At 69.9% G+C, this 19,439-nt stretch carries 16 protein-coding genes, 4 pseudogenes and 1 riboswitch; of the genes and pseudogenes, 10 read left to right on the forward strand and 10 right to left on the reverse strand.

The features are described 5' to 3' along the window. Nucleotides 1-95 precede the first annotated feature (95 nt). The 4 genes from BTZ20_RS07370 to BTZ20_RS07385 all read left to right on the forward strand — a co-directional run bounded on the left by BTZ20_RS07370 (nt 96) and on the right by BTZ20_RS07385 (nt 7,486). Entirely contained in the window at nt 96-3,404 is a 3,309-nt protein-coding gene (locus BTZ20_RS07370) for an error-prone DNA polymerase (protein ID WP_077040907.1), read from the forward strand. A gap of 60 nt (nt 3,405-3,464) precedes the next feature. Beyond that, complete coding sequence (locus tag BTZ20_RS07375) at nt 3,465-4,865, forward strand: hypothetical protein (protein ID WP_077040908.1); 1,401 nt, start codon at nt 3,465-3,467, stop codon at nt 4,863-4,865. 64 nt (nt 4,866-4,929) lie between these two features. Next, complete coding sequence (locus BTZ20_RS07380; protein ID WP_077040909.1) at nt 4,930-5,760, forward strand: DUF4349 domain-containing protein; 831 nt, start codon at nt 4,930-4,932, stop codon at nt 5,758-5,760. A gap of 88 nt (nt 5,761-5,848) precedes the next feature. Then, complete coding sequence (locus tag BTZ20_RS07385) at nt 5,849-7,486, forward strand: FAD-dependent oxidoreductase (protein ID WP_077040910.1); 1,638 nt, start codon at nt 5,849-5,851, stop codon at nt 7,484-7,486. A 117-nt stretch (nt 7,487-7,603) separates the two neighbouring features. Here BTZ20_RS07385 and BTZ20_RS07390 read toward each other — a convergent pair whose 3' ends face one another. Both BTZ20_RS07390 and BTZ20_RS07395 read right to left on the reverse strand, forming a co-directional pair. Continuing rightward, entirely contained in the window at nt 7,604-7,918 is a 315-nt protein-coding gene (locus tag BTZ20_RS07390) for a hypothetical protein (RefSeq protein ID WP_077040911.1), read from the reverse strand. A gap of 152 nt (nt 7,919-8,070) precedes the next feature. After that, a complete protein-coding gene (locus tag BTZ20_RS07395; protein ID WP_077040912.1) occupies nt 8,071-8,505 on the reverse strand; it encodes a MarR family winged helix-turn-helix transcriptional regulator in 435 nt (144 codons plus the stop codon). 140 nt (nt 8,506-8,645) lie between these two features. Between BTZ20_RS07395 and BTZ20_RS07400 the strand changes: the two are divergent. Then, nucleotides 8,646-9,812 (forward strand): annotated as a pseudogene (locus tag BTZ20_RS07400) (MFS transporter); the annotation flags it as partial. Between the two features lie 343 nt (nt 9,813-10,155). Here the strand turns inward: BTZ20_RS07400 and BTZ20_RS27830 are convergent. From BTZ20_RS27830 to BTZ20_RS07425, 5 genes and pseudogenes are all read right to left on the reverse strand, one after another. Continuing rightward, the gene (locus BTZ20_RS27830; RefSeq protein ID WP_077040913.1) at nt 10,156-10,629 is read right to left on the reverse strand and encodes a hypothetical protein; all 474 of its coding nucleotides are present in this window, start codon (nt 10,627-10,629) and stop codon (nt 10,156-10,158) included. 93 nt (nt 10,630-10,722) lie between these two features. Continuing rightward, nucleotides 10,723-11,562 carry an ABC transporter ATP-binding protein gene (locus tag BTZ20_RS07410; protein ID WP_077040914.1) on the reverse strand — a complete coding sequence of 280 codons (840 nt, stop codon included), beginning with the start codon at nt 11,560-11,562 and terminating at the stop codon, nt 10,723-10,725. Continuing rightward, nucleotides 11,555-12,324: pseudogene (locus BTZ20_RS07415) on the reverse strand (ABC transporter permease). The gene BTZ20_RS07410 and the pseudogene BTZ20_RS07415 overlap by 8 nt, the downstream one beginning before the upstream one ends. Continuing rightward, nucleotides 12,302-13,324 carry an ABC transporter substrate-binding protein gene (locus tag BTZ20_RS07420; protein WP_411269111.1) on the reverse strand — a complete coding sequence of 341 codons (1,023 nt, stop codon included), beginning with the start codon at nt 13,322-13,324 and terminating at the stop codon, nt 12,302-12,304. The pseudogene BTZ20_RS07415 and the gene BTZ20_RS07420 overlap by 23 nt, the downstream one beginning before the upstream one ends. Continuing rightward, the gene (locus tag BTZ20_RS07425; RefSeq protein WP_148663859.1) at nt 13,321-14,052 is read right to left on the reverse strand and encodes a TenA family protein; all 732 of its coding nucleotides are present in this window, start codon (nt 14,050-14,052) and stop codon (nt 13,321-13,323) included. The genes BTZ20_RS07420 and BTZ20_RS07425 overlap by 4 nt, the downstream gene beginning before the upstream one ends. Further along, nucleotides 14,021-14,117, reverse strand: a riboswitch (TPP riboswitch). It overlaps the preceding gene by 32 nt. Before the next feature lie 110 nt (nt 14,118-14,227). Here BTZ20_RS07425 and BTZ20_RS07430 point away from each other — a divergent pair. Next, nucleotides 14,228-14,497 (forward strand): metal-sensitive transcriptional regulator, encoded by a 270-nt coding sequence (locus BTZ20_RS07430; protein WP_027501746.1) that lies wholly within the window; start codon nt 14,228-14,230, stop codon nt 14,495-14,497. 447 nt (nt 14,498-14,944) lie between these two features. Further along, on the forward strand, nt 14,945-15,796 hold the full coding sequence (locus BTZ20_RS07435) for a hypothetical protein (protein WP_411269112.1): 852 nt from the start codon (nt 14,945-14,947) through the stop codon (nt 15,794-15,796). A 47-nt stretch (nt 15,797-15,843) separates the two neighbouring features. Here BTZ20_RS07435 and BTZ20_RS28955 read toward each other — a convergent pair whose 3' ends face one another. Together BTZ20_RS28955 and BTZ20_RS28960 are read right to left on the reverse strand one after the other, a co-directional pair. Beyond that, entirely contained in the window at nt 15,844-16,374 is a 531-nt protein-coding gene (locus BTZ20_RS28955; protein WP_262982554.1) for a hypothetical protein, read from the reverse strand. A 127-nt stretch (nt 16,375-16,501) separates the two neighbouring features. Next, a pseudogene (locus tag BTZ20_RS28960) lies at nt 16,502-16,930 on the reverse strand (C4-dicarboxylate ABC transporter); the annotation flags it as partial. 91 nt (nt 16,931-17,021) lie between these two features. On the opposite strand from BTZ20_RS28960, the gene BTZ20_RS07445 reads away from it, so the two are divergent. The 3 genes and pseudogenes from BTZ20_RS07445 to BTZ20_RS07455 all read left to right on the forward strand — a co-directional run bounded on the left by BTZ20_RS07445 (nt 17,022) and on the right by BTZ20_RS07455 (nt 18,942). After that, nucleotides 17,022-17,909 carry a LysR family transcriptional regulator gene (locus BTZ20_RS07445; RefSeq protein ID WP_077040915.1) on the forward strand — a complete coding sequence of 296 codons (888 nt, stop codon included), beginning with the start codon at nt 17,022-17,024 and terminating at the stop codon, nt 17,907-17,909. 8 nt (nt 17,910-17,917) lie between these two features. Further along, on the forward strand, nt 17,918-18,154 hold the full coding sequence (locus tag BTZ20_RS07450) for a DUF167 domain-containing protein (protein ID WP_077043556.1): 237 nt from the start codon (nt 17,918-17,920) through the stop codon (nt 18,152-18,154). A gap of 3 nt (nt 18,155-18,157) precedes the next feature. Further along, nucleotides 18,158-18,942, forward strand: a pseudogene (locus BTZ20_RS07455) (class I SAM-dependent methyltransferase). Here the strand turns inward: BTZ20_RS07455 and BTZ20_RS07460 are convergent. Continuing rightward, complete coding sequence (locus tag BTZ20_RS07460; protein ID WP_077040916.1) at nt 18,939-19,403, reverse strand: tRNA (cytidine(34)-2'-O)-methyltransferase; 465 nt, start codon at nt 19,401-19,403, stop codon at nt 18,939-18,941. The pseudogene BTZ20_RS07455 and the gene BTZ20_RS07460 overlap by 4 nt on opposite strands. Nucleotides 19,404-19,439 lie beyond the last annotated feature (36 nt).

The following is a 19,439-nucleotide window of genomic DNA, read 5'->3' on the forward strand; positions in this document are numbered from 1 at the left end:
TCGGATCATAATAGAACACACGTTCGATGCGACTTCCCCGCTCGGGCTCCGGCGCCGAATCCTCGGCGGCCGGATGCGCAGGGAAGGTGAATGCGATGGGCTGGGGAAACGGGCCGCCGACATGGTCGGAGATGGAGCGGGTGCTCTCCGGCAGGCCGGGACGGAACCCGCCGGAGGCGATGTACCCCGGCGACGGCAGCGACAGCCCGGCCTGGTCCCGTAAACGCGGCGAATACCGCGCAGGCCCGATCTCCCGGGACGAGACGCCGACCGTGCCCTACGCGGAGCTGCACGCCCACTCCGCCTTCAGCTTTCTCGACGGCGCGAGCCCGCCCGAGGAACTGGTGGAGGAAGCGGTCCGGCTGGGGCTCGAGGCGATCGCGCTGACCGACCACGACGGGCTCTACGGGGTGGTGCGGTTCGCGGAGGCGGCCAAGGAGCTGAACATGCGCACCGTCTTCGGAGCCGAATTGTCCCTGCCGTCACCCGATGCGGACTCGGCCGGTTCGCGGACCGGGACACCGGACCCCGGCGGCACCCATCTGCTGGTGCTGGCGCGCGGGCGGGAGGGCTACCGGCGGTTGTCGCGGCAGCTCGCGGCGGCGCACCTGGCGGGCGGCGAGAAGGGCAAACCGCGTTACGACCTGGACGAGCTGACCGAGGCGGCAGGTGGGCACTGGCAGATCCTCACCGGCTGCCGCAAGGGGCACGTGCGCATGGCGCTCGACTCCGGGGGCATCTCGGCGGCGGAGGCGGAGCTGCGCGGACTGACCGAGAGGTTCGGAAGGGACAGGGTCACCGTCGAGCTCACCCACCACGGTGTTGCCGAGGACGACGAACGCAACGGCGCGCTGGCCGAGCTCGCCAGGGCCGCGGGGCTGCCCGTCATCGCCTCCACCGCAGCACATTTCGCCGGCCCGCCGCGCCGACGCCTTGCCATGGCGATGGCGGCGGTCCGCGCCAGGCAGAGCCTGGACGAGGCGGCCGGATGGCTGGGACCGACCGGCGGCGCGCACCTGCGGTCCGGTGCGGAGATGTCCCGGCTGTTCGCCGCGCATCCCACCGCGGTGCCTGGCGCTGCCGAGCTGGGTCGCGAGTGCGCCTTCGACCTGCGGCTGATCGCGCCCGAGCTACCGCCGTTCGAGGTGCCCGAGGGCCACGACGAGAACAGCTGGCTGTGCGAGCTGACGATGGCGGGCGCCCGGCGGCGCTACGGCACCCCCGAGCAGCGGCCCGACGCCTACCGGCAGATCGAGCACGAGCTGACGATCGTCGCCCAGCTCGGGTTCCCGGGCTATTTCCTGGTCGTGCACGACATCGTGTCCTTCTGTCACCGCAACGACATCCTCTGTCAGGGCAGGGGATCGGCGGCGAACTCGGCCGTCTGCTACGCGATCGGCATCACCAACGTCGACCCGGTCGGGAACAAGCTGCTGTTCGAGCGGTTCCTCTCGCCCGAACGAGACGGCCCACCCGACATCGACGTCGACATCGAATCGGATCGCCGTGAGGAGGCGATCCAGTACGTCTACAACCGCTACGGCCGCGCCTATGCGGCGCAGGTCGCGAACGTCATCACCTACCGCGGCAAGATGGCGGTGCGGGACATGGCTCGGGCACTTGGCTTCTCGCAGGGTCAGCAGGATGCGTGGAGCAAGCAGGTCAGCCGATGGACCGGCGTCGCCGGCGAAACCGGCACCGATATCCCGCCCGCCGTGCTGGAGCTCGCGGGCCAGATCGAGGGCCTGCCCCGGCATCTCGGCATCCACTCCGGCGGCATGGTGATCTGCGACCGTCCGATCGCCGACGTGTGCCCGGTGGAATGGGCGCGGATGGAGAACCGGAGCGTTCTCCAGTGGGACAAGGACGACTGCGCGGCGGTGGGGCTGGTCAAGTTCGACATGCTCGGACTCGGCATGCTCTCCGCGCTGCACTACATGATCGACCTGGTCGCCGAGCACAAGAACCTCGAGGTGGATCTGGCCAGGCTGGACCTGTCCGAGGATGCGGTCTACGAGATGCTGCAGCGAGCCGATTCGGTCGGGGTGTTCCAGGTGGAATCCCGCGCCCAGATGGCCACCCTGCCGCGACTGAAGCCGCGCAACTTCTACGACCTGGTGGTGGAGGTGGCGCTGATCCGGCCCGGGCCCATCCAGGGCGGCTCGGTGCACCCGTACATCCGGCGCCGCAACGGGATCGAGCCGGTCACCTACGACCACCCGTCGCTGGAGAAGGCCCTGGCGCGGACCCTGGGGGTGCCGCTGTTCCAGGAACAGCTGATGCAGATGGCGGTCGACGTGGCCGGGTTCACCGCGGCCGAGGCCGACCAGCTGCGCCGGGCGATGGGGTCCAAGCGGTCACCGGAGCGGATGGAACGGCTGCGCGGCCGGTTCTACGACGGGATGCGCGACCTGCACGGCGTCACAGGAGAGGTGGCGGACCGGATCTTCGAGAAGCTGTACGCCTTCGCGAATTTCGGTTTCCCTGAGAGTCATTCGCAGAGCTTCGCCGCGCTGGTGTTCTACTCGGCCTGGTTCAAGCTGCACCACCCGGCGGCGTTCTGTGCCGGCCTGCTGCGGGCCCAGCCGATGGGGTTCTACTCCCCGCAGTCGCTGGTCGCCGACGCCCGCAGGCACGGGGTCCGGGTGCACGGGCCGGACGTGAACGCCAGCCTGGCGCACGCCACGCTCGAGGGCGAGGGGCTGGAGGTCCGGCTTGGTCTCGGGGAGGTGCGGCACATCGGTGCGGCACTGGCGGAGAAGATCGTGGCGGCCAGGTGCGAGGGCGGGCCCTACACCTCCCTGCTCGACCTGACCGGTCGGGTGGAACTGACCACCCCGCAGGCGGAGTCGCTGGCCACCGCGGGCGCGCTCGGTTGTTTCGCCGGGTCGCGCAGGCAGGCGCTGTGGGCGGCGGGGGCGGCCGCGGGGGAGCGGCCGGGACGGCTGCCGGGCATGGGCGCCTCGACCGTCGCGCCCACTCTGCCCGGGATGAGCGACGTCGAGCTCGCGGCAGCGGATGTGTGGGCGACCGGGGTCTCGCCGGACTCCTATCCCACCGAGTTCCTTCGCCCCCAACTCGAGGCGCTGGGCGTGACCCCGGCATCGGGGTTATTGGCGGTGCCCGACGGCGACAGGGTGCTGGTCGGGGGAGCGGTCACCCACCGCCAGCGCCCGGCCACCGCGGGCGGGGTCACCTTCATCAACCTCGAGGACGAGACGGGGATGGTGAACGTGGTCTGCTCGGTGGGGCTGTGGGCCCGCTACCGCACGCTCGCGCACACCGCGCCCGCGCTCCTTGTCCGGGGGAAGGTGCAGAACGCGGAGGGTGCGGTGACGGTGGTGGCGGACCGGCTGCAGCGGATGGACCTACGGATGGCGGGCAGGTCGAGGGATTTTCGGTGAGTGCCGGACCGCCTGTGGCTATGGTGGACTCATGCTTGCACTCGACACGACGAAAGGCGCATGAGCGCCGGGTTCGACAGTTCTTCCTCTCAGCACTCGACCTCCATCGGTCATTTTGGCGGCACGGCCAGGGCCTTCCGCGCCGGTTCGATGGCGGGACACGGGTCGGTCCTCTGGTTACTCGACGTCAGCCATCCGGCGCTCGTACGCCGCGCGGGCGACGGATCGATCACCACCCACGAGGTGCCGGGGCCGGTGCGTGGTTCCGGGATTGTGGGATCGAAGATCCGGTGGCTACACGCAGACGACGCGGGGTGCTGGATCGTTGGACCGGACGGTATCGCGCACTGTGACCACGCCGGCACGGTTCGAGTGCTGGACGAGAATCCGGTTTCGGTGTCTGCTCTGGCGGGTGGAACGCTCGCCACGGTAAGCCGCGCGCGGAAACTGGGCACATGCGTGGTGGAACTCCGGACCAGCACGGGCCCGACCGCGGTGGTGCCGATGCCCGCCGACGTCGAGAGCATGGGGCCCGCTCCTGATGGGTTTCTCGTCTTCATGAGAACCGAGGCGCACGGCCGACCTTTTGCACAGACCGACCGCGGGCCATGGTGCGGTCGAATCGGTATCGACGGATCCCGCACCCTCAGAACCGCATGGCCGCGGGCCTACTGGAGCGTTGGCGACGTAAACCTCGTCGATCTCGGCACTCCCATTGCGGTGTGCCGGTCGGGCTGCTCCCAAGTCCTGGGTGAGCGGTTGTTGCCCGTCACGGCCGTTCCGATCGAATCGGACTTCGGTCCGTGGCCGGTGCCGACCGGGCCCTGGTTCACCCTGCGTCCGAGCGCAATGGAATACCGCTGGCGCGACAGCGCCTTCAGCGAAGAAGGCGGCCGAGACTCGAATCGCTTCACCTACTTTCGCGTCGACCCCCATCTGCTCAGGCCGTCCGTGTGGGCATCCGCATCGGGGTTTCCGAAAGACCTTGCGCTGCTGCCGGACCTCGGGCAGCTGTGGGTCTCGACGACCGACGGACTGTTCGCCACCGATCTCGGCGCCGTCGACCGGGGCGGTGCGCTCGCCCTCATCGAGATGGATGCCGCGGCGCTGTCCGGACTCGACATGCCGGTGACGCCGCCGCCCGAGATGGGAGATCCGGACCGGTGGGCACTGCGGGAACGCGAGCGGCTGATCGCGGAGAACATGGACGAAGGGCTGCTCGACGTCGAGATCGACGGGTGGTTCCCCACGGCCGGCATCATCGTGACGTTCAGGCATCCGGAATTGCCGCGCACGGTGTGCGCCCGGCGCTATCCGTTGTTCACCCGGGACGGCACGTCCGCGCTGTGGCGGGGCGCACCGACGCTCATGGAATCGATCCTGATGGACATCGACGAGTCCGGCGGGGTCGAGTGTGTGAGATCAACGGCGCCGGGACCATTCGGATGGACCTGGGTGTGATGGTGAAGGCTGAGCGGCGTGTCGGAGCTCCGTCCGCCGACCGCCACCGGCCTAGCATCCCGGTATGAAGGCACCCGCGCTCGCCACGATCCTGATCCTGACTGCGTTGTTGGCGGGGTGCGGTGGCGGCGAACCAGAGCAGTCGCAGACCGAGTCACAGTCGTCCCTCACGGCCGGTGCCGATGCAGGCATCGCACCCGATGCGAAGTTCGCCCCGGCGCCCGCGGAGGGTTCCGTCGAACGCCAGGAGGTCACCACCGGCACGGTCTCGCTCACCGCGGCCGATCCCGTCGACACCGGCCACACCGTCGTGCGCATCGTCGAGGACGCGGGCGGCCGGGTCGACGACCGGACCGAGCGGCCGCGGACCGACGACACCGAGCCGAGTAGCTCGCTGACGGTTCGGATCCCGGCGGACCGTCTCACCGCCACCCTCGACGAGATCTCGGAGCTCGGCGAGGTGACCGGGGTGAGCGTCAGCAAGAGCGATGTCACCATGCAGACCCAGGATCTCGACGCGCGGATCGGTGCCCTGCAGGCCTCGGTCACGCGGCTGCAGGGGCTGATCGCGACCGCCGCGAACACCGCGGATCTGATCGAAGCCGAGAACGCGCTCTCGGAGCGGCAGGCGGAACTCGACAGCCTCGTCGCGCAGCGGCGCGCGCTGTCCGACCAGGTCGAGCTCGCGACCATCTCGATCGACATCACCACCGACGGGCCGGACAGTGCGGACCCGGACAGCTTCTGGGACGGCGTCGTGGCCGGGTGGCACGCGCTGCTGTCCGCGCTCCACGGACTGATCGTCTTCCTCGGCCGGGCGGTCCCCTGGGTGGGCTTCGCCGCGCTGGTCGTCCTCGTCGGGTACGCCGTCGTGCGGCTGATCCGCAGGCGATGACCCTCGGCGTCCCGGGGTGTGACCGGTCACGTCCACGGGCTACCTATATACCCTAGGGGTATAGTCTGGTCGACTGAGAGGAGTCGCCGTGAAGGTCGTCATCGTGGGTGGGGTCGCAGGAGGGATGTCCGCCGCGACCAGGTTGCGCCGCCTGGACGAGGAGGCGGAGATCGTCGTCTTCGAGCGCGGTGCGCACGTGTCGTTCGCCAACTGCGGGCTGCCCTACTACGCGGGTGGGGTCATCGAGGACCGGGAGGCGCTGCTGCTGCAGACCCCCGAAAGCCTCGCCGCCCGGTTCCGCCTCGACGTCCGGGTGCGCACTGAGGTGGTCGCCGTCGACCCCGCCGCCGGGACCGTCACCGTCCGCGATCTGCGGACCGGCGACGAGACCGCGGAGTCGTACGACTCGCTGGTGCTCAGCCCCGGCGCGAGCCCCATCGTCCCCGACATCGAGGGGGTCGGGCGTGCCCTGGTCCTGCGCGACGTCGAGGACGTGGACCGGTTGGTCGGCGCGCTCGACGCCGACGCCCGCACCGCGGTGATCGTCGGGGCCGGGTTCATCGGCGTCGAACTCGCCGAGAACCTGCGACGCCGCGGACTCGAGATCACCGTCGTCGAGCTGGCCGACCAGGTGCTGGCCCCGCTCGATCCCGAGATGGCGTCGCCGGTCGCGGATGAGCTGCGCGGCAACGGCGTCCGGCTCGAGCTCGGCACCCAGGTGACCGGGATCGGCGCGGACACCGTGACCCTCGCCGACGGCCGACTGGTCCCGGCCGACGTCGTCGTGATGGCCATCGGGGTGCGGCCGGAGACCGCGCTGGCGGTCGGCGCGGGCATCGAGGTCGGGCCCCGCGGCGGCATCGTGGTCGACGCGAGCATGCGCACCTCCGCGGCGGGCGTCTACGCGGTCGGCGATGCGGTCGAGAAAACCGACGCACTCACCGGCGGCGCAGGACTGGTCCCGCTGGCGAACCCCGCGAACCGGCAGGGCCGACTGGTCGCGGACGTGATCGCGGGCAGGCCGGTGCGGGCGCGCCCCGTCGTCGGCACCGCGATCGTCGGGGTGTTCTCGCTGATGGTGGCCGCGGTGGGCTGGAACGAGAAGCGGTTGCGCGCCGCAGGTCGCGGGTATCGGGCCATCCACACGCACCCGCAGTCGCATGCCGGCTATTACCCGGGCGCGCAGGGCATGTCGCTCAAGCTGCTCGTCGACCCGGACACCGACGCGATCCTCGGCGCCCAGGGCGTCGGCGGTGACGGCGTGGACAAGCGCATCGACGTGATCGCCACCGCCATGGTCGGCGGCATCACCGCCGCCGAACTGGCGGACCTCGAACTGGCCTACGCACCACAGTTCGGTTCGGCGAAGGACCCGGTGAACATGCTCGGCTACATCGCCGACAACCTGCGCACCGGCACCACCGCCACGGTGCAATGGCACGAGCTGCCCGCGCTGGTCGAGGCCGGTGCGGTGCTGGTGGACGTGCGCACCCCGGCCGAGTTCGCTTTGGGGTCGATCCCCGGCGCGGTCAACATCGAGCTCGACCAGTTGCGCTCGCGCGCAGCCGAATTGCCGGAGGGTGAGCTGATCGCGGTTTGCCAGGTCGGTCAGCGCGGCCACACGGCGACCCAGCTGCTGCGGCAGCTCGGGCGCAGCGTGCGCAACCTGGACGGCGGTTACCGCACCTGGCAGGCCGGGCGGACGCCGGTCGCCGAGTTCGTCTAGCGGTGTCGGTACAGGACAGCATGGTGCTGGGAATGGCCGAACAGTCCTAGCTGACCGAGACCCGGACGGCCACGACATCGTGGCGGCGGACTACGCGGACTGGTCCGCGCGCTGCTGTCAGACCAGCCGTACGATCGCGCCATGCTCGCCTCCTTCGCCGAGCTCGTGCAGGCCGAGAAAAGGCCCCTGGCTGATTTCGGGTGCGGGCCGGGCCGGTGACGGCACCTGCATTCGTTGGGGCTCAGCGTGTTCGGCCTTCCTGTCACCCGCGATGGTGGCCGTGGCCCGCCGCGACCACCCGGTCCTGCGTTTCGGCGAGGGACGATCACGGCGCTGAACCTCACGGACGGCGGCGAGGTCGGCGGCACCTGCCTCATGCTCGATCATCCACACCCGCCCGAGCGACTGCCGTCGGTGCTCGCCGAGTTCCACCGGGTGCTGGGGGAGGGTGGTTCGCTGTTGACTGCCTTCAGGTCGGCGGCGAGTGGAAGCACCTGCTGCACGTGTGGCCACGCGGTGTCTCGCCCGGGCGCGGAGGTCCCTCGCACTCGAAGATCGAGGCCGCGGGGTTGGCCACCGGGCGTTTACCTCGGCTGCGCGGTGAACGCAGACTCACTCGCGGTCCTCCAGAAGGGAGCGGTGAGTTGGTCTTCGTTGACCACTTGCCGAAGCTCACTGTTTACCGTGTCGGTGGCGTTGCGGAATGCTCTTCTACCGCTTGAAGTGAGGCGCACACGGGAACCACGGGCATCGGCGGGATCCCGCTCGCGGTCGATGTACTCGGCGTCGAGCATCTGAGTGATCAGCCGCGAGACCTGGGACTGGCTTCGTGAGACGTTGTGGGTGAGGTCCGTGACTCGAACCCAGCCGCCGGCGGCATTCATGCGCTCCATGAGTTCGTAGGCACTGACGCACAGGTGGTGGTCGCGGGCGAGGGCCCGCTCGATCCGCGCGGTCGATGCTTCACAGGCCCGCACAAGGGCTAGCCAGCGGTCCGCCAACAAGATGTCCTCTTCCACCGGGACAGGGTACCTCAACTCCCTAGTTACAATGCATGCACATGCATTATATTTAGGTCCGAAAGGAGCTCCTCATGACCAATGCAATCCACCTGAGCAGTGCAGAAGAGTCCGAAAACGCCTCCATTGGCTGGGCCCCTATGGCCGTCATCGGAATCGCGCAGCTGATGGTCATGCTCGATGCGACCGTGGTCAACGTGGCCGTCCCGAGCATCGGGCGTGATCTGTCCACCACCACCGCCGCACTCCAATGGGTGATCAGCGGCTATGTCCTGATGTACGGCAGCCTCCTGCTGTTCGGCGGACGCGTGGCCGACATCCTCGGCCGCCGCCGGGCCTTCGTCGCAGGACTGACCCTGTTCGCCGCCACCAGCGTGTGGTGCGGCGTATCGACCAACGCCGCCTCACTCATCGCCGGCCGCATCGCCCAGGGCGCAAGCGCAGCCGTTCTGTCGTCCGCCGCGCTGTCAATTGTGGTTGCCACCTATGTCGCGGCCAACCAGCGCCGCATCGCACTGACCGCCTGGAGCGGTCTGGGAGTGGTCGGCGCCACCCTCGGCGTCGTACTCGGCGGCCTGATCGTCGATCTGTTGAGCTGGAGGTGGGTGTTCCTGATCAACGTGGTCTTCGCCATTGGCGCCGCGATCGCCGCATACCGCGTGGTCCCGCCGATGCGCACCGCCGATGTCCGCCCACTGCGCTTCCCGACCGCAGTGCTGGTCAGCGGCGGCCTAGCCGCCCTGACCTACGCCCTGATCGAACTGCAGAACGGGCCCGACGAACCCAACGTGTGGATCTTCCTGACGATCGCCGTCGTGATTCTCGGCGCCGTCGGCGCCCTGGAAGCCCGATCCGCTGATCCGCTCCTGCCTCTCTCCCTCCTCCGTATCCCGACCTACCTCGCCGCAAGCATCGGTCTGATGCTCGCGGCCGCGGTCATGATCAGCAGCTCTTACCTTGGCAGCATCTTCTTCCAGGACGTCCACGCGATGAGCCCCCTGCTCGCCGGCCTCAGCCTGCTCCCGATGGGACTAGCCTCCCTCGTCGTAGCGGTCGTCCTACCGAAGATCATCGCCAGCCAAGGCCCGGCCCGTGTATACCTCGGTGGCGTCGCCGCACAGCTGATCGGCGCCGCGGCTCTAGCCACCGGAATCGACAACATTGCCGCAGTGATCGCACTGCTCGCCATCATCGGCGCCGGACTGCCCAGCGCCTTCGTCCCGCTCTACGGAATCGGCGCAAGCCATGTCGCGCTCAAGGACTCGGGTGTCGGCTCCGGTTTGCTCAACACCTTCAACCAGACTGGCGGCGCACTCGGAATCGCCGTCGTTGGAACGACCATGGCCATCGTCATCAGGGACCACCCCGATGCCGCCGCAGCGGCGACTCTCGATGGCGTCAGTGCAGGCTTTCTCGCAGTTGCGATCTGCGCCGTCGGCGGCCTCATTGTCGCCCTAGTGCTGCGCATGCTCACGTGCCCGGCAAAGGGGAATGACAATGACATCGACAAGAATCGCCGATGCGGTCGACACCGCCGCAGCACGCCAGCAACAAAGCGACCGGCTTGGAGTGTTCGCGACACCGCTCTACGAGCAGGCCCGGGCCGCCGGGTGACCGCCCGGGGACCCCTGCGCACAAGCCGACGCGACGCTAGCTCTCGTCGTCGGTGGGTGCCCGGCCGGTGTCGCCGGTCGGGTTCTCGTCCGCGGAGTCAGCCGAGGCCGCAGAGGCCGCAGAGCCGGAGGCATCGGCGGTGTCCTCGTCGAGCACGCTCACCGTCACCCCGTACGGCAGGAACCGCACCAGCCGCCGCGGGTCGGTGTTGTTCTTGTGAATCCGCAGCGCCTCGAGCTCCGTCGCGAACACCTGGTCCACCCGGGCGGACCCGTCCTCGTCGACGGTGTAGATGGCCCACACGCCGTCGCCGGCATCACCCGTGGTCTCCGGTCGCGGTCGGGGCCAGGACGTGCTGGTTCCCACATTGAACGAGTGCGAGTAGGGGATGCCCGCATCGTCGAGGAACCTGCCGAATTTCTCGGCCGCGTCGCGCAGTCCCGCACTGGCCTCGCGGGCGATGCGCTCTATGTCTTCCGGATCGATGCCGAACGGTCCCCTGCTACCCATGGCAATTCTCCTGCGGTGTCGCCCCGGCTCGTCGTCGCCCCGGGAGTCAACTCCAGTGTGGCCGCAGCGCGTCGGTGGCGCCAGGCCCGCGGGTCATCGCGGCGCGGACTCCTGTTCGGCGAGCGCGCGGCGCGACTCCTCGTGCAGCACCTCCAGCAGCTCCTGCTCCAGTGCGACGAACTCGGGCGAGGTGACGACGGACAGCTCACGGGGCCGCGGCAGGTCCACCCGCACCTCCCGGCGCACGGTGGCTGGCCGGGCCGACAGCACGATCACCCGGTCGGAGAGGTAGACCGCCTCGCGGATGTCGTGCGTGATCATCAGGACCATCCACCGGTATCGCTGCCACACCTGCTGCAGCCAGTCCTGCATCTCGGTGCGGGTCAGCGAATCGAGCGCACCGAACGGCTCGTCGAGCAGCAGTAGTTCGCGGTCCTGGACGACCGTGCGCAACATCGCGGCGCGTTGGCGCATCCCGCCCGACAGCTGGAACGGGCGGGCATCCTCGAACCCGGCCAGGCCGAAGATCGGGAACAGCTCGCGGGCGCGGCGCCTGGCCTCCCGCTTGTCGATCCCCTGTACCTCGAGCCCGAGCGCGGTGTTGTCGAGAACCGTTCGCCACGGGAACAGCAGATCCTTCTGCGGCATGTATGCGCAGTGCGGAGTTCCCGACGCGGCCCCGTCGCCGACGAGCACCCGGCCCGAGTCCGGCGAGTCCAGCCCGGCGAGGATGTTGAACACCGTGCTCTTGCCGCAGCCGCTCGGGCCGATGACGGAGACGAACTCGCCGGGGGCGGCGTCGAAGGACACCCGGTCCAGCACGAGGCGGGAACCGGTGCCGCGTCGATGGGCGGTACCCCCGCCGCGGCCGGGCAGCGGATACGACTTGGTGATCGCCTCTAGCGCGATCCTCGATCCCCGTGCCTCACCCATGGCCGTGCTCCATCCGGGACCACGGGGCGACGACCCGCTCCACCGCGAACGTGAGCAGGTAGAGGGCGATGCTGATGACGGCGGTGACCAGCACCGCGGCCAGCACCAGATCGGTGCGGAACGAGTTCTTCTGCAGACTCATGTAGATGCCGAGTCCCTTACTGGCCCCGACGTACTCGGCGAACACCGCGCCGACGACGGCGTAGGTGATGCCGATCCGCAGCGCGGTGAAGAACCGCGGCAGCGCCGACGGCAGCCGGACATACCGGAACACCTGCCAGCGCGAGGCGCGCATGCTGCGCAGCAGCGCGCCCGCCTCCCGTTCGGTCGAGGCGAAGCCCTCGATCAGCCCGATCGCCATCGGGAAGAAGGTGGCCAGGGCGATCACCAGGACCTTCGGCAGCAGACCGAACCCGAACCAGATGATCATCAGGGGGCGATCGCGATGATCGGCAGCGTCTGCGAGGCCACGAACAACGGCACGAACGCGCGGCGCAGCCACGGCGAGAAATCCACCAGGATCGCCAGCGCCCACGCCAGGACCAGCGACACCGAGAACCCGATCAGGGTCACCGTCAGCGTGGCGCCCGCGTGCACGGCGATCTCCTCGCGGTGCCCCCAGCCCTGCTGCGCGACGCGCACCGGTGAGGGCAGCAGCTGCGGACGGATCCCGCTGACATCGACATAGACCTGCCAGGCGACGACCAGCGCCGCCACCACCACCAGGGCGGGGGTCAGTCTACGAAGGGCCGAGGTAGTCATTGGTGAAGTACGTCGACCAGTCGGGTTCGGTGGTCAACGTGTTGCCGTCCGGGCCGGCGAGCAGTCCGTGCTGGTAGAGGAATCCGGAGTTGCCTGCCCATTGCGGCAGGGTCTGGGTGCCGACCTTCCCGGTCGCGTCCTTCATGTACTGCGAGGCGAGCATCCGCTGGCTCTCGATCACCAGTGACTCGTCGTTGAAGGCGCCCGGGTTGGCCTCGATGAGGATCTTCGCGGCCTCGTCCGGGTTGTCCGCGGCGAACTGGTAGCCCCGCTGCAGCGCCTGAACGAACTTGCCGGCCTGCTCGGGGTGCGATGCGAGCCAGTCCTCGTTGCCGTCGACCACGATGGCGTATGCATCGGGGAACCCGTAGTCGGTGTAGCGGAAGTACCGCATCGGGGTGCCCGCATGTTCGGCCTCGATGCCCTCCCACGCGAAGTACGAGACGGTGAAGTCGGCCTTGCCGGAATAGACGGCCTCGTAGGCGGACGTGCCGAGGGTGACCGAGTTGAAATCGCCGGTGCCACCGTCGTTTCGGATCACCTGGCGGAGCGTCTCGTTCTCGCCCGGATCGCCGAACCCGGCATAGGTCTTGCCGTCGAGGTCCTTGGGGCTGACGATGTCGGCCCGGTCGGCGCGGACGCCGATCGCGGTCGCCCAGTGCTGTAGCGGTGCGAGGACTGAGACGGTGTGCGCGCCGGAGGCGCGGGAGAACGTCGACGCGTCGTGGGTGCTGATCCCGAACTCGGCGTTGCCGGAGTCGACGAGGGTGTCGACCGCGGTGTTGTTGTACGGCAACACCTCCACGTCCAGCCCGACGTCGGCGAAGTACCCCTGTTGCTGCGCAACGAAGAGCCCGGTGTGGTTGGTGTTCGGCGTCCAGTCGAGGGCGAACCGGATGGTCTCCCCGGAGTCGGTGTCGGAGCCACACGCGGTGAGCAACGACAGTGAGGACAGCGCGACGACGGCGCCCGCGAGCGCGCGGCGGATCCGGGCGCTCACGGCGCGGGCCAGGGCTGCGGGTGGAGCGCGGTGTCCCAGAACAGCAGTTCGTACCGCGTCGCGACGGTGAATGCCTCGACCATCGCCTCGCGCTCGCCCGGTGTGGCGGCGGCCGCGGCCGCGTCGACCAGGGTGCGGGCGGTCGCCGCGGAGGTCTGGAACTCCTCGGCGTCGTAGGTGGACACCCACTGTGCGTAGGGATGTCCGGGATCGGCGGCCAGCACCTTCGCCGCGCTCGCGGCCAGGTCGCGCCCGACCTCGGCGTAGATCCAGAAGCACGGCAGGATCGCCGCCGCCGCGACAGGGTACGGCTCGGTGGCCGCGGCCGCGATCAGGTACGAGACGTAGCCGAGGCAGGTCGGGGAGTGCCGGGGTTCCTGCTCGGCGGGCGGCAGCACCCCGCCCGACAGCAGATCCTCGTGCAGGGAGGTCTCGACCACGGCCGCGCTGGCGGCGGAGGTGGCCCAGAAGGCGGCGGACGCCGGGTCGGGTGCCCGCGAGGCGAGGATGGCCAGCGCCTTGGCGTACCCGCTCAGATACAGCGAGTCCTGCTCGACGTAGAAGCGGAAGACGTCCAGCGGCAGGCTGCCGTCGCCGAGACGGCGGAGGAACTCCAGCTCGTCGATCGCGACGCGCAGCGCCTTGGTGTGATCCCACAGGTGTTCGGTGAAGCGGTCGGTACCCCCGTGGTGGGCGTATGCGAAGCCATGACATCCCTTCGTCAGCATTACCTGGCCAGGTTCTCGGGTCTGCTCTCAGCCCCGCGACTTGCGGAGCACCCCGTGTCTCAACACGGCGACATTAGCATCTGTGCAGGCCAGGGCCGCACCCGCCCGCGCTCAGATACCCCGGCGGGTACCATCGGAGTTGACGAATCCGGACGTGAGAACAGGGAGTGGCGCAATGACGGGTGACGAGGAGAGCATCGCGTTGGTGCTCAACAGGCTGCGGCGCGCGCAGGGCCAACTGGCGGGCGTCATCTCGATGATCGAGAGCGGCCGCGACTGCAAGGACGTGGTGACCCAGCTCGCCGCGGTCTCGCGGGCGTTGGACCGCGCCGGCTTCAAGATCGTCGCGACCGGCCTGCGCGATTGCCTGTCCGGAACCAATCGAGACAACCAGGAGCCGATGACCGAGGCGGAGCTCGAGAAGCTCTTCCTCGCGTTGGCCTGATCCCGCGCCGCGGGGCCGGCGGTCCTCGGACCCGGAGCGCCCGCTCGATGCGTCGCAAAAAATGGGAACCGGACGCTCTGGCCGTCGTGTCGCGCGCCCACCTGAACGTCGGCATAGCAAGATGTAACCCGGCCGCGCGCTGAATGATTCGGCGCGTGGACGGTGATCTGTTCATACCGAATGAGGTGTTGGCGTGTCCGTGGGAATTGGGCTCAGGGTGGGCAGCATCGTGTCGCACACGGTGATCGCGTCGAACGGCGTGGGAACCCCGGACCCCATAGTCATCGTCCGCGACACGGTGCTGCATGTTGGCTCCGACGGGAGCACCGTGCTCGGCGGTGTCGGGCAGGACGGTGGGACGGAGCACACGCTGTCCGGGTTCCTGTCGAGGGTCGGCGACCCGAGGGGGTCGCGGCGAGCGACGGCACCCGGTATCGGGCGGAGGACGTGGTCGCGACGGCGATCAGCAGCCTGTTGCACGAGTGTGAGCCGCTGCCGGACCACGGTGGTCGGGACGGCGGCACGCCGCACGTCTGGGCGACCTACCCGTCCAACTGGGACTCCGAGTCCGTGGCGGACCTCCGTGAATCGCTCGACTACGGCGGCATGCCGCAGATCACGCTGGTGTCCGACGCGGAGGCGACGTGTGCCTGGTTCGAATCCGAGGTCGCGGAGACGCCGGGCCAGCTGATCGGGACGTATCACGCGGACGACGCGGGAACGACCGTGAGCCTGGTGCGCTCGGGTGTCCTGGTCGGTCGCTCCTTCCGGTTCCCCGCGGGCAGCGGGACGTCGCCGACCGCGCAGCTCTCCACCGCGCTCGGAGCCTTCGGCTGGTTGCCCTCGAACCTCGACGCCGTGATCGTGACCGGGGACGGACTGGTGGCGCGTGACACTGTTGCCATGAAGGGCGTCGCGACCGCGCTGACCGACCGGCTGGGGGTGCACAGCGTGGTGGGCCCGGGCCCGGAGCAGGCCGCCGCGCTGGGTGCGGCGATCCTGGCTGCCGGATTCCAGACCCCGGCGATGGCGATCCGACGGATCGGCCTGCCGCCGTCGTACGACGTCACCGAGGTGATCAGCGCGATCCCGGGTTCGGTGCGCGAGGTGCGCGAGGTCACCGACGCCCACGAACGGTCGAGCCTGCTCACCGCGTCCGCGGTCGGGGCGATCCAGGCCGTTCGGGACGTCGACACGGACGGCGATCCGGAAGACGACCCCGACGCCGACGCCCCCTCGGGAGGGGCAGGCCACTGCTGCTGGCAGGCGCGCTCGCGCTCATCGCGGCGGTCGCCCTGATCGGCGCGGTGCTGGTGTTCCTGCTCTGACGGCGGCGCGCGACGGGCTCAGGGGACGGGGACGAACAGTGCTCTCGTCCACACCCCGCGCGCGGTGTTGGCTGCGACCACGGCCCAGATGCCGAGCAGCACTGCGAGCATGGCCACGGAAAGCCACTGGACGGCAACGGAATCGGTCGCGATCCCCAGCGCCCCGGCGCCGACGGCGCAGGCGCCGAGCGGGAAGGTGAAGCTCCACCAGCTCATCGAGAAGCGGAGCCCGCGGCCGGCGGCCCTTGCGGTGAGCAGGCAGGCGTACCCGAGGACCAGCACGCCCACACCCGCCATCACGGTGCCGTAGGCGATGCCGAACGCGCGGAGCCCGGCGGCTGCCTCGGACGAGACCGCGGTGTCGGAGACGCGGCCGAGCATGTTCGCGGCGGCGATCGACTGCCCGATGATGCCCAGCGGAATCCACATGGTCGGGATGGCCTGTACGGCGGGCAGTCCGGTGCGGGCGAGGTGCCCGATCACCAACGTCATGGTCACGATGGCCGCGGTCAGCGCCATCCCGAACAGGGCGTAGCAGCCGAGCAGCATGGCGAGCCTGGCCTGCCCTCCGGCAGGTGGTGGATGAGCGCGGCCCCGGTCGCGGCGGACACCATCGGGGCACCACCGGCATCAGCCACACGGGACTGGGAGTGCCGCCGGACAACATGCGCGGCGGCACGATGACGGCCGCAGCAACCCCGGCCACGGTGCCGAGCGCCCACAGGGCTGCGGCGACCACGATGGCCGACGGGCCGAAGATCTCGGTGCCGACGGCGGCGGTGCCTGCGCCCACGGTCAGTACCGCCATCGGCAGTGCGCCGTAGAAGGGGGCCATCGCCGGGTTGCGTGCGTAGCCGAGTGCCTGCTCGCGATGGCGCATCCAGTGGGCCGCAAAGGCGACCGAGAGGAGCAGCAACGCGGCGGTCGCCAGCACCCAGAAGCCCCGCGCGATCGAGTCGCGGCCCGGCAGATCCACCGGGAGCGAGGCCGCGCCCACCGCGATGATCCCGGTGCCCATCACCACCGCGAACCAGTTCGGCGTCAGGTGTGCCAACGCGGGGCTGCGGCGGGCGGCTGTGGCGGGGGCGGGGGCGGTCGTGAGCATGATTAAAGACTGCCGTCCGGACGTCGGCGCCGGTAGACGGCTTGTCGTTGGCTTGTCACAACTGCAGGTTGTGGCGGCCTATTCTGTTGGTATGCCGTTGTCCCCGCGCGTCCCCGAACTCGCCGCCCTCGACGTCCTGGTCTCCGTCGCCCGGCTCGGCAGTATGGGGGCCGCGGGTCGCGAACACGGACTCAGCCAACAGGCCGTCAGCGCCCGGATCCGTTCGGCCGAACGGCTGCTCGGGATCAGGGTGTTCGACCGTGCCACCACCGGTGTCACCCCGACCTACGAGGGCGGGCTGGTGCTGGAGTGGGCGGCCGGCACGCTCGCCGCCGCCGAGGAGCTGGCGTCGGGGATCTCGGCGCTGCGCGGCGAGCGCGAGGCCAACCTGACGGTGGCGGCGAGCATGACGATCGCCGAGTACCTGGTGCCGGGCTGGACGGTGACCATGCGGCGCAAGAACCCGACCGTGGTGACCTCGGTGCGGCTGCTGAACTCGACCGATGTCGCGGCCCAGGTGCTGGCGGGGGAGGCGGACCTCGGCTTCGTGGAGGGGCCGGACGTGCCGGCCGGACTCCATGCGCGGGAGGTGGCGCGCGACGAGTTGGTGGTGGTCGTCCCGCCCGGGCACCCGTGGGCGAGCGCGGCGCCCATCACCCCGATCGAACTCGCCAGGACGCCGCTGATCCAGCGCGAGTTCGGTTCGGGTACCAGGAACACGCTCGAGAATGCCGTGCCGGGGTGCGTGGACCCGCTGCTCGAGCTCACCTCGTGCACGGCGGTCAAGGCCGCCGTCGTCGCGGGCAACGCGCCCGCCGTGGTGTCCTCGTTGGCGGTGGCGGCGGACCTGACGGACGGACGGCTGGTGTCCGTCGAGGTGCAGGGCCTTCGGCTGCCGCGCCGGCTGCTCGCGGTGTGGTCGGCTGATCGTGGCCTGCGCGGGCCCGCGCGCGACTTCCTCGACATCGCCGCGGGGTGAGGGCGCCGGTGTCCGGACCCCGCGTCGTCGCCGCGCAGATCAAGCCGAACAGCAAGAAGGGGCCGCTGGTCGAGGTCCTCGAGGACGGCACCCTGCTGCTGTACGTGCGCGCACCTGCGGTCGAGGGCAAGGCCAACAAGGCCGCCGAGGAGTTGCTCGCCGCGCATCTGGGCCTGTCGAAGAGGTCGGTGCGGCTGATATCCGGGCAAACGTCCCGCCACAAGCGCTTCGAGGTGCAGGATTGATCCGTGTCCGAATGGGACGGTGAGGGGTACGCAGAGGTCAGTGGCCTGCAGCGGACGCTGGCCGAGAGGTCGCTGTCCGGTCTCGAGCTGACCGGCGCCGAGCGCCTGCTCGACGTCGGGTGCGGCGACGGGTTCATCACGCTCGCCCTGGCCGGGCGGCTGCCGCGGGGGTCGGCGGTCGGTGTCGACGTCTCGGCGAAAATGATCGACAAGGCCCGGTCCAGGCCGGTGCCCGACGGGGCGTCCGCGACCTTCCTCGTCGCGGACGCGCGCGAGCTGCCGTTCGAGGACGAGTTCGACGTCGTGGTCTCGTTCAACGCGCTGCACTGGGTGAGCGAGCAGCGCCGAGCACTGGCCGGCATCGCCCGCGCCGCGCACCCCAGCGCGCGGGGATCATCCAGATGGTGTGCGCGAGCGAGCGGCCGAGCCTCGAGTCGGTGGCCATGCGCGTGTGCCGGGAGCAGGCCTGGGCCGCGTCGTTCGTCGAGTTCGAGGCGCCGTTCACCCACGTCGACCCGGCCGTCTATCCGGAGCTGGCCGCGTCGGCAGGCCTCGTCGTGACCGACCTACGGACCTCGGATCTCGACTGGGACTTCGGATCGCGGGACGAGTTCTCCCGTTGGTGCGCGGTGGGTTTCGCGGCCTGGACCGCCCGGCTGGACGAAGATCGGGTGCCGCGGTTCGTCGACGACGTGGTGCGCGCCTATGAGGAGGTCTCGGGCGGCCCCGGCCTGTTCCGGTTCACCCAGATGCGGGTGGCGTTCGCCGTGGCGACCGCGCCCCGCTAGCTCCCGCCCGCGAAGCCGTGCTGGCGCCAGGCCTCGTATACGACGACGGCCGCGGCATTGGACAGGTTGAGCGAGCGCCTGCCCGGGACCATCGGGATCCGCAGTTGGGCGGTGACGTGCGGGTCGGCGAGGACCTCTTCCGACAGCCCGGTCGGCTCGGGGCCGAACAGCAGCACGTCACCCGGTTGGTACTCGACGTCCGCGAACGAGGTCTGCCCGTGCGCGGTGAACGCGTACACCCGCTCGGGTGCCAGCGCGGCCCACGCCGCCTCGAGGTTCTCGTGCACGGTCACCGAGGCCAGGTCGTGGTAGTCCAGCCCCGCCCGGCGCAGCTTCGGCTCGGACAGGTCGAAGCCGAGCGGGCCGACCAGGTGCAGCTCGCACCCGGTGCCCGCGACAAGTCGGATCGCGTTGCCGGTATTGGGTGGGATGCGAGGCTCGTGGAACATCAGTCGGAACACCGCATCAGCTTGCCACCGGAGGTGGCGGGCCGTTCA

This window comes from Rhodococcus sp. MTM3W5.2, from assembly GCF_001984015.1.
Classification (GTDB): domain Bacteria; phylum Actinomycetota; class Actinomycetes; order Mycobacteriales; family Mycobacteriaceae; genus Rhodococcus_G; species Rhodococcus_G oryzae.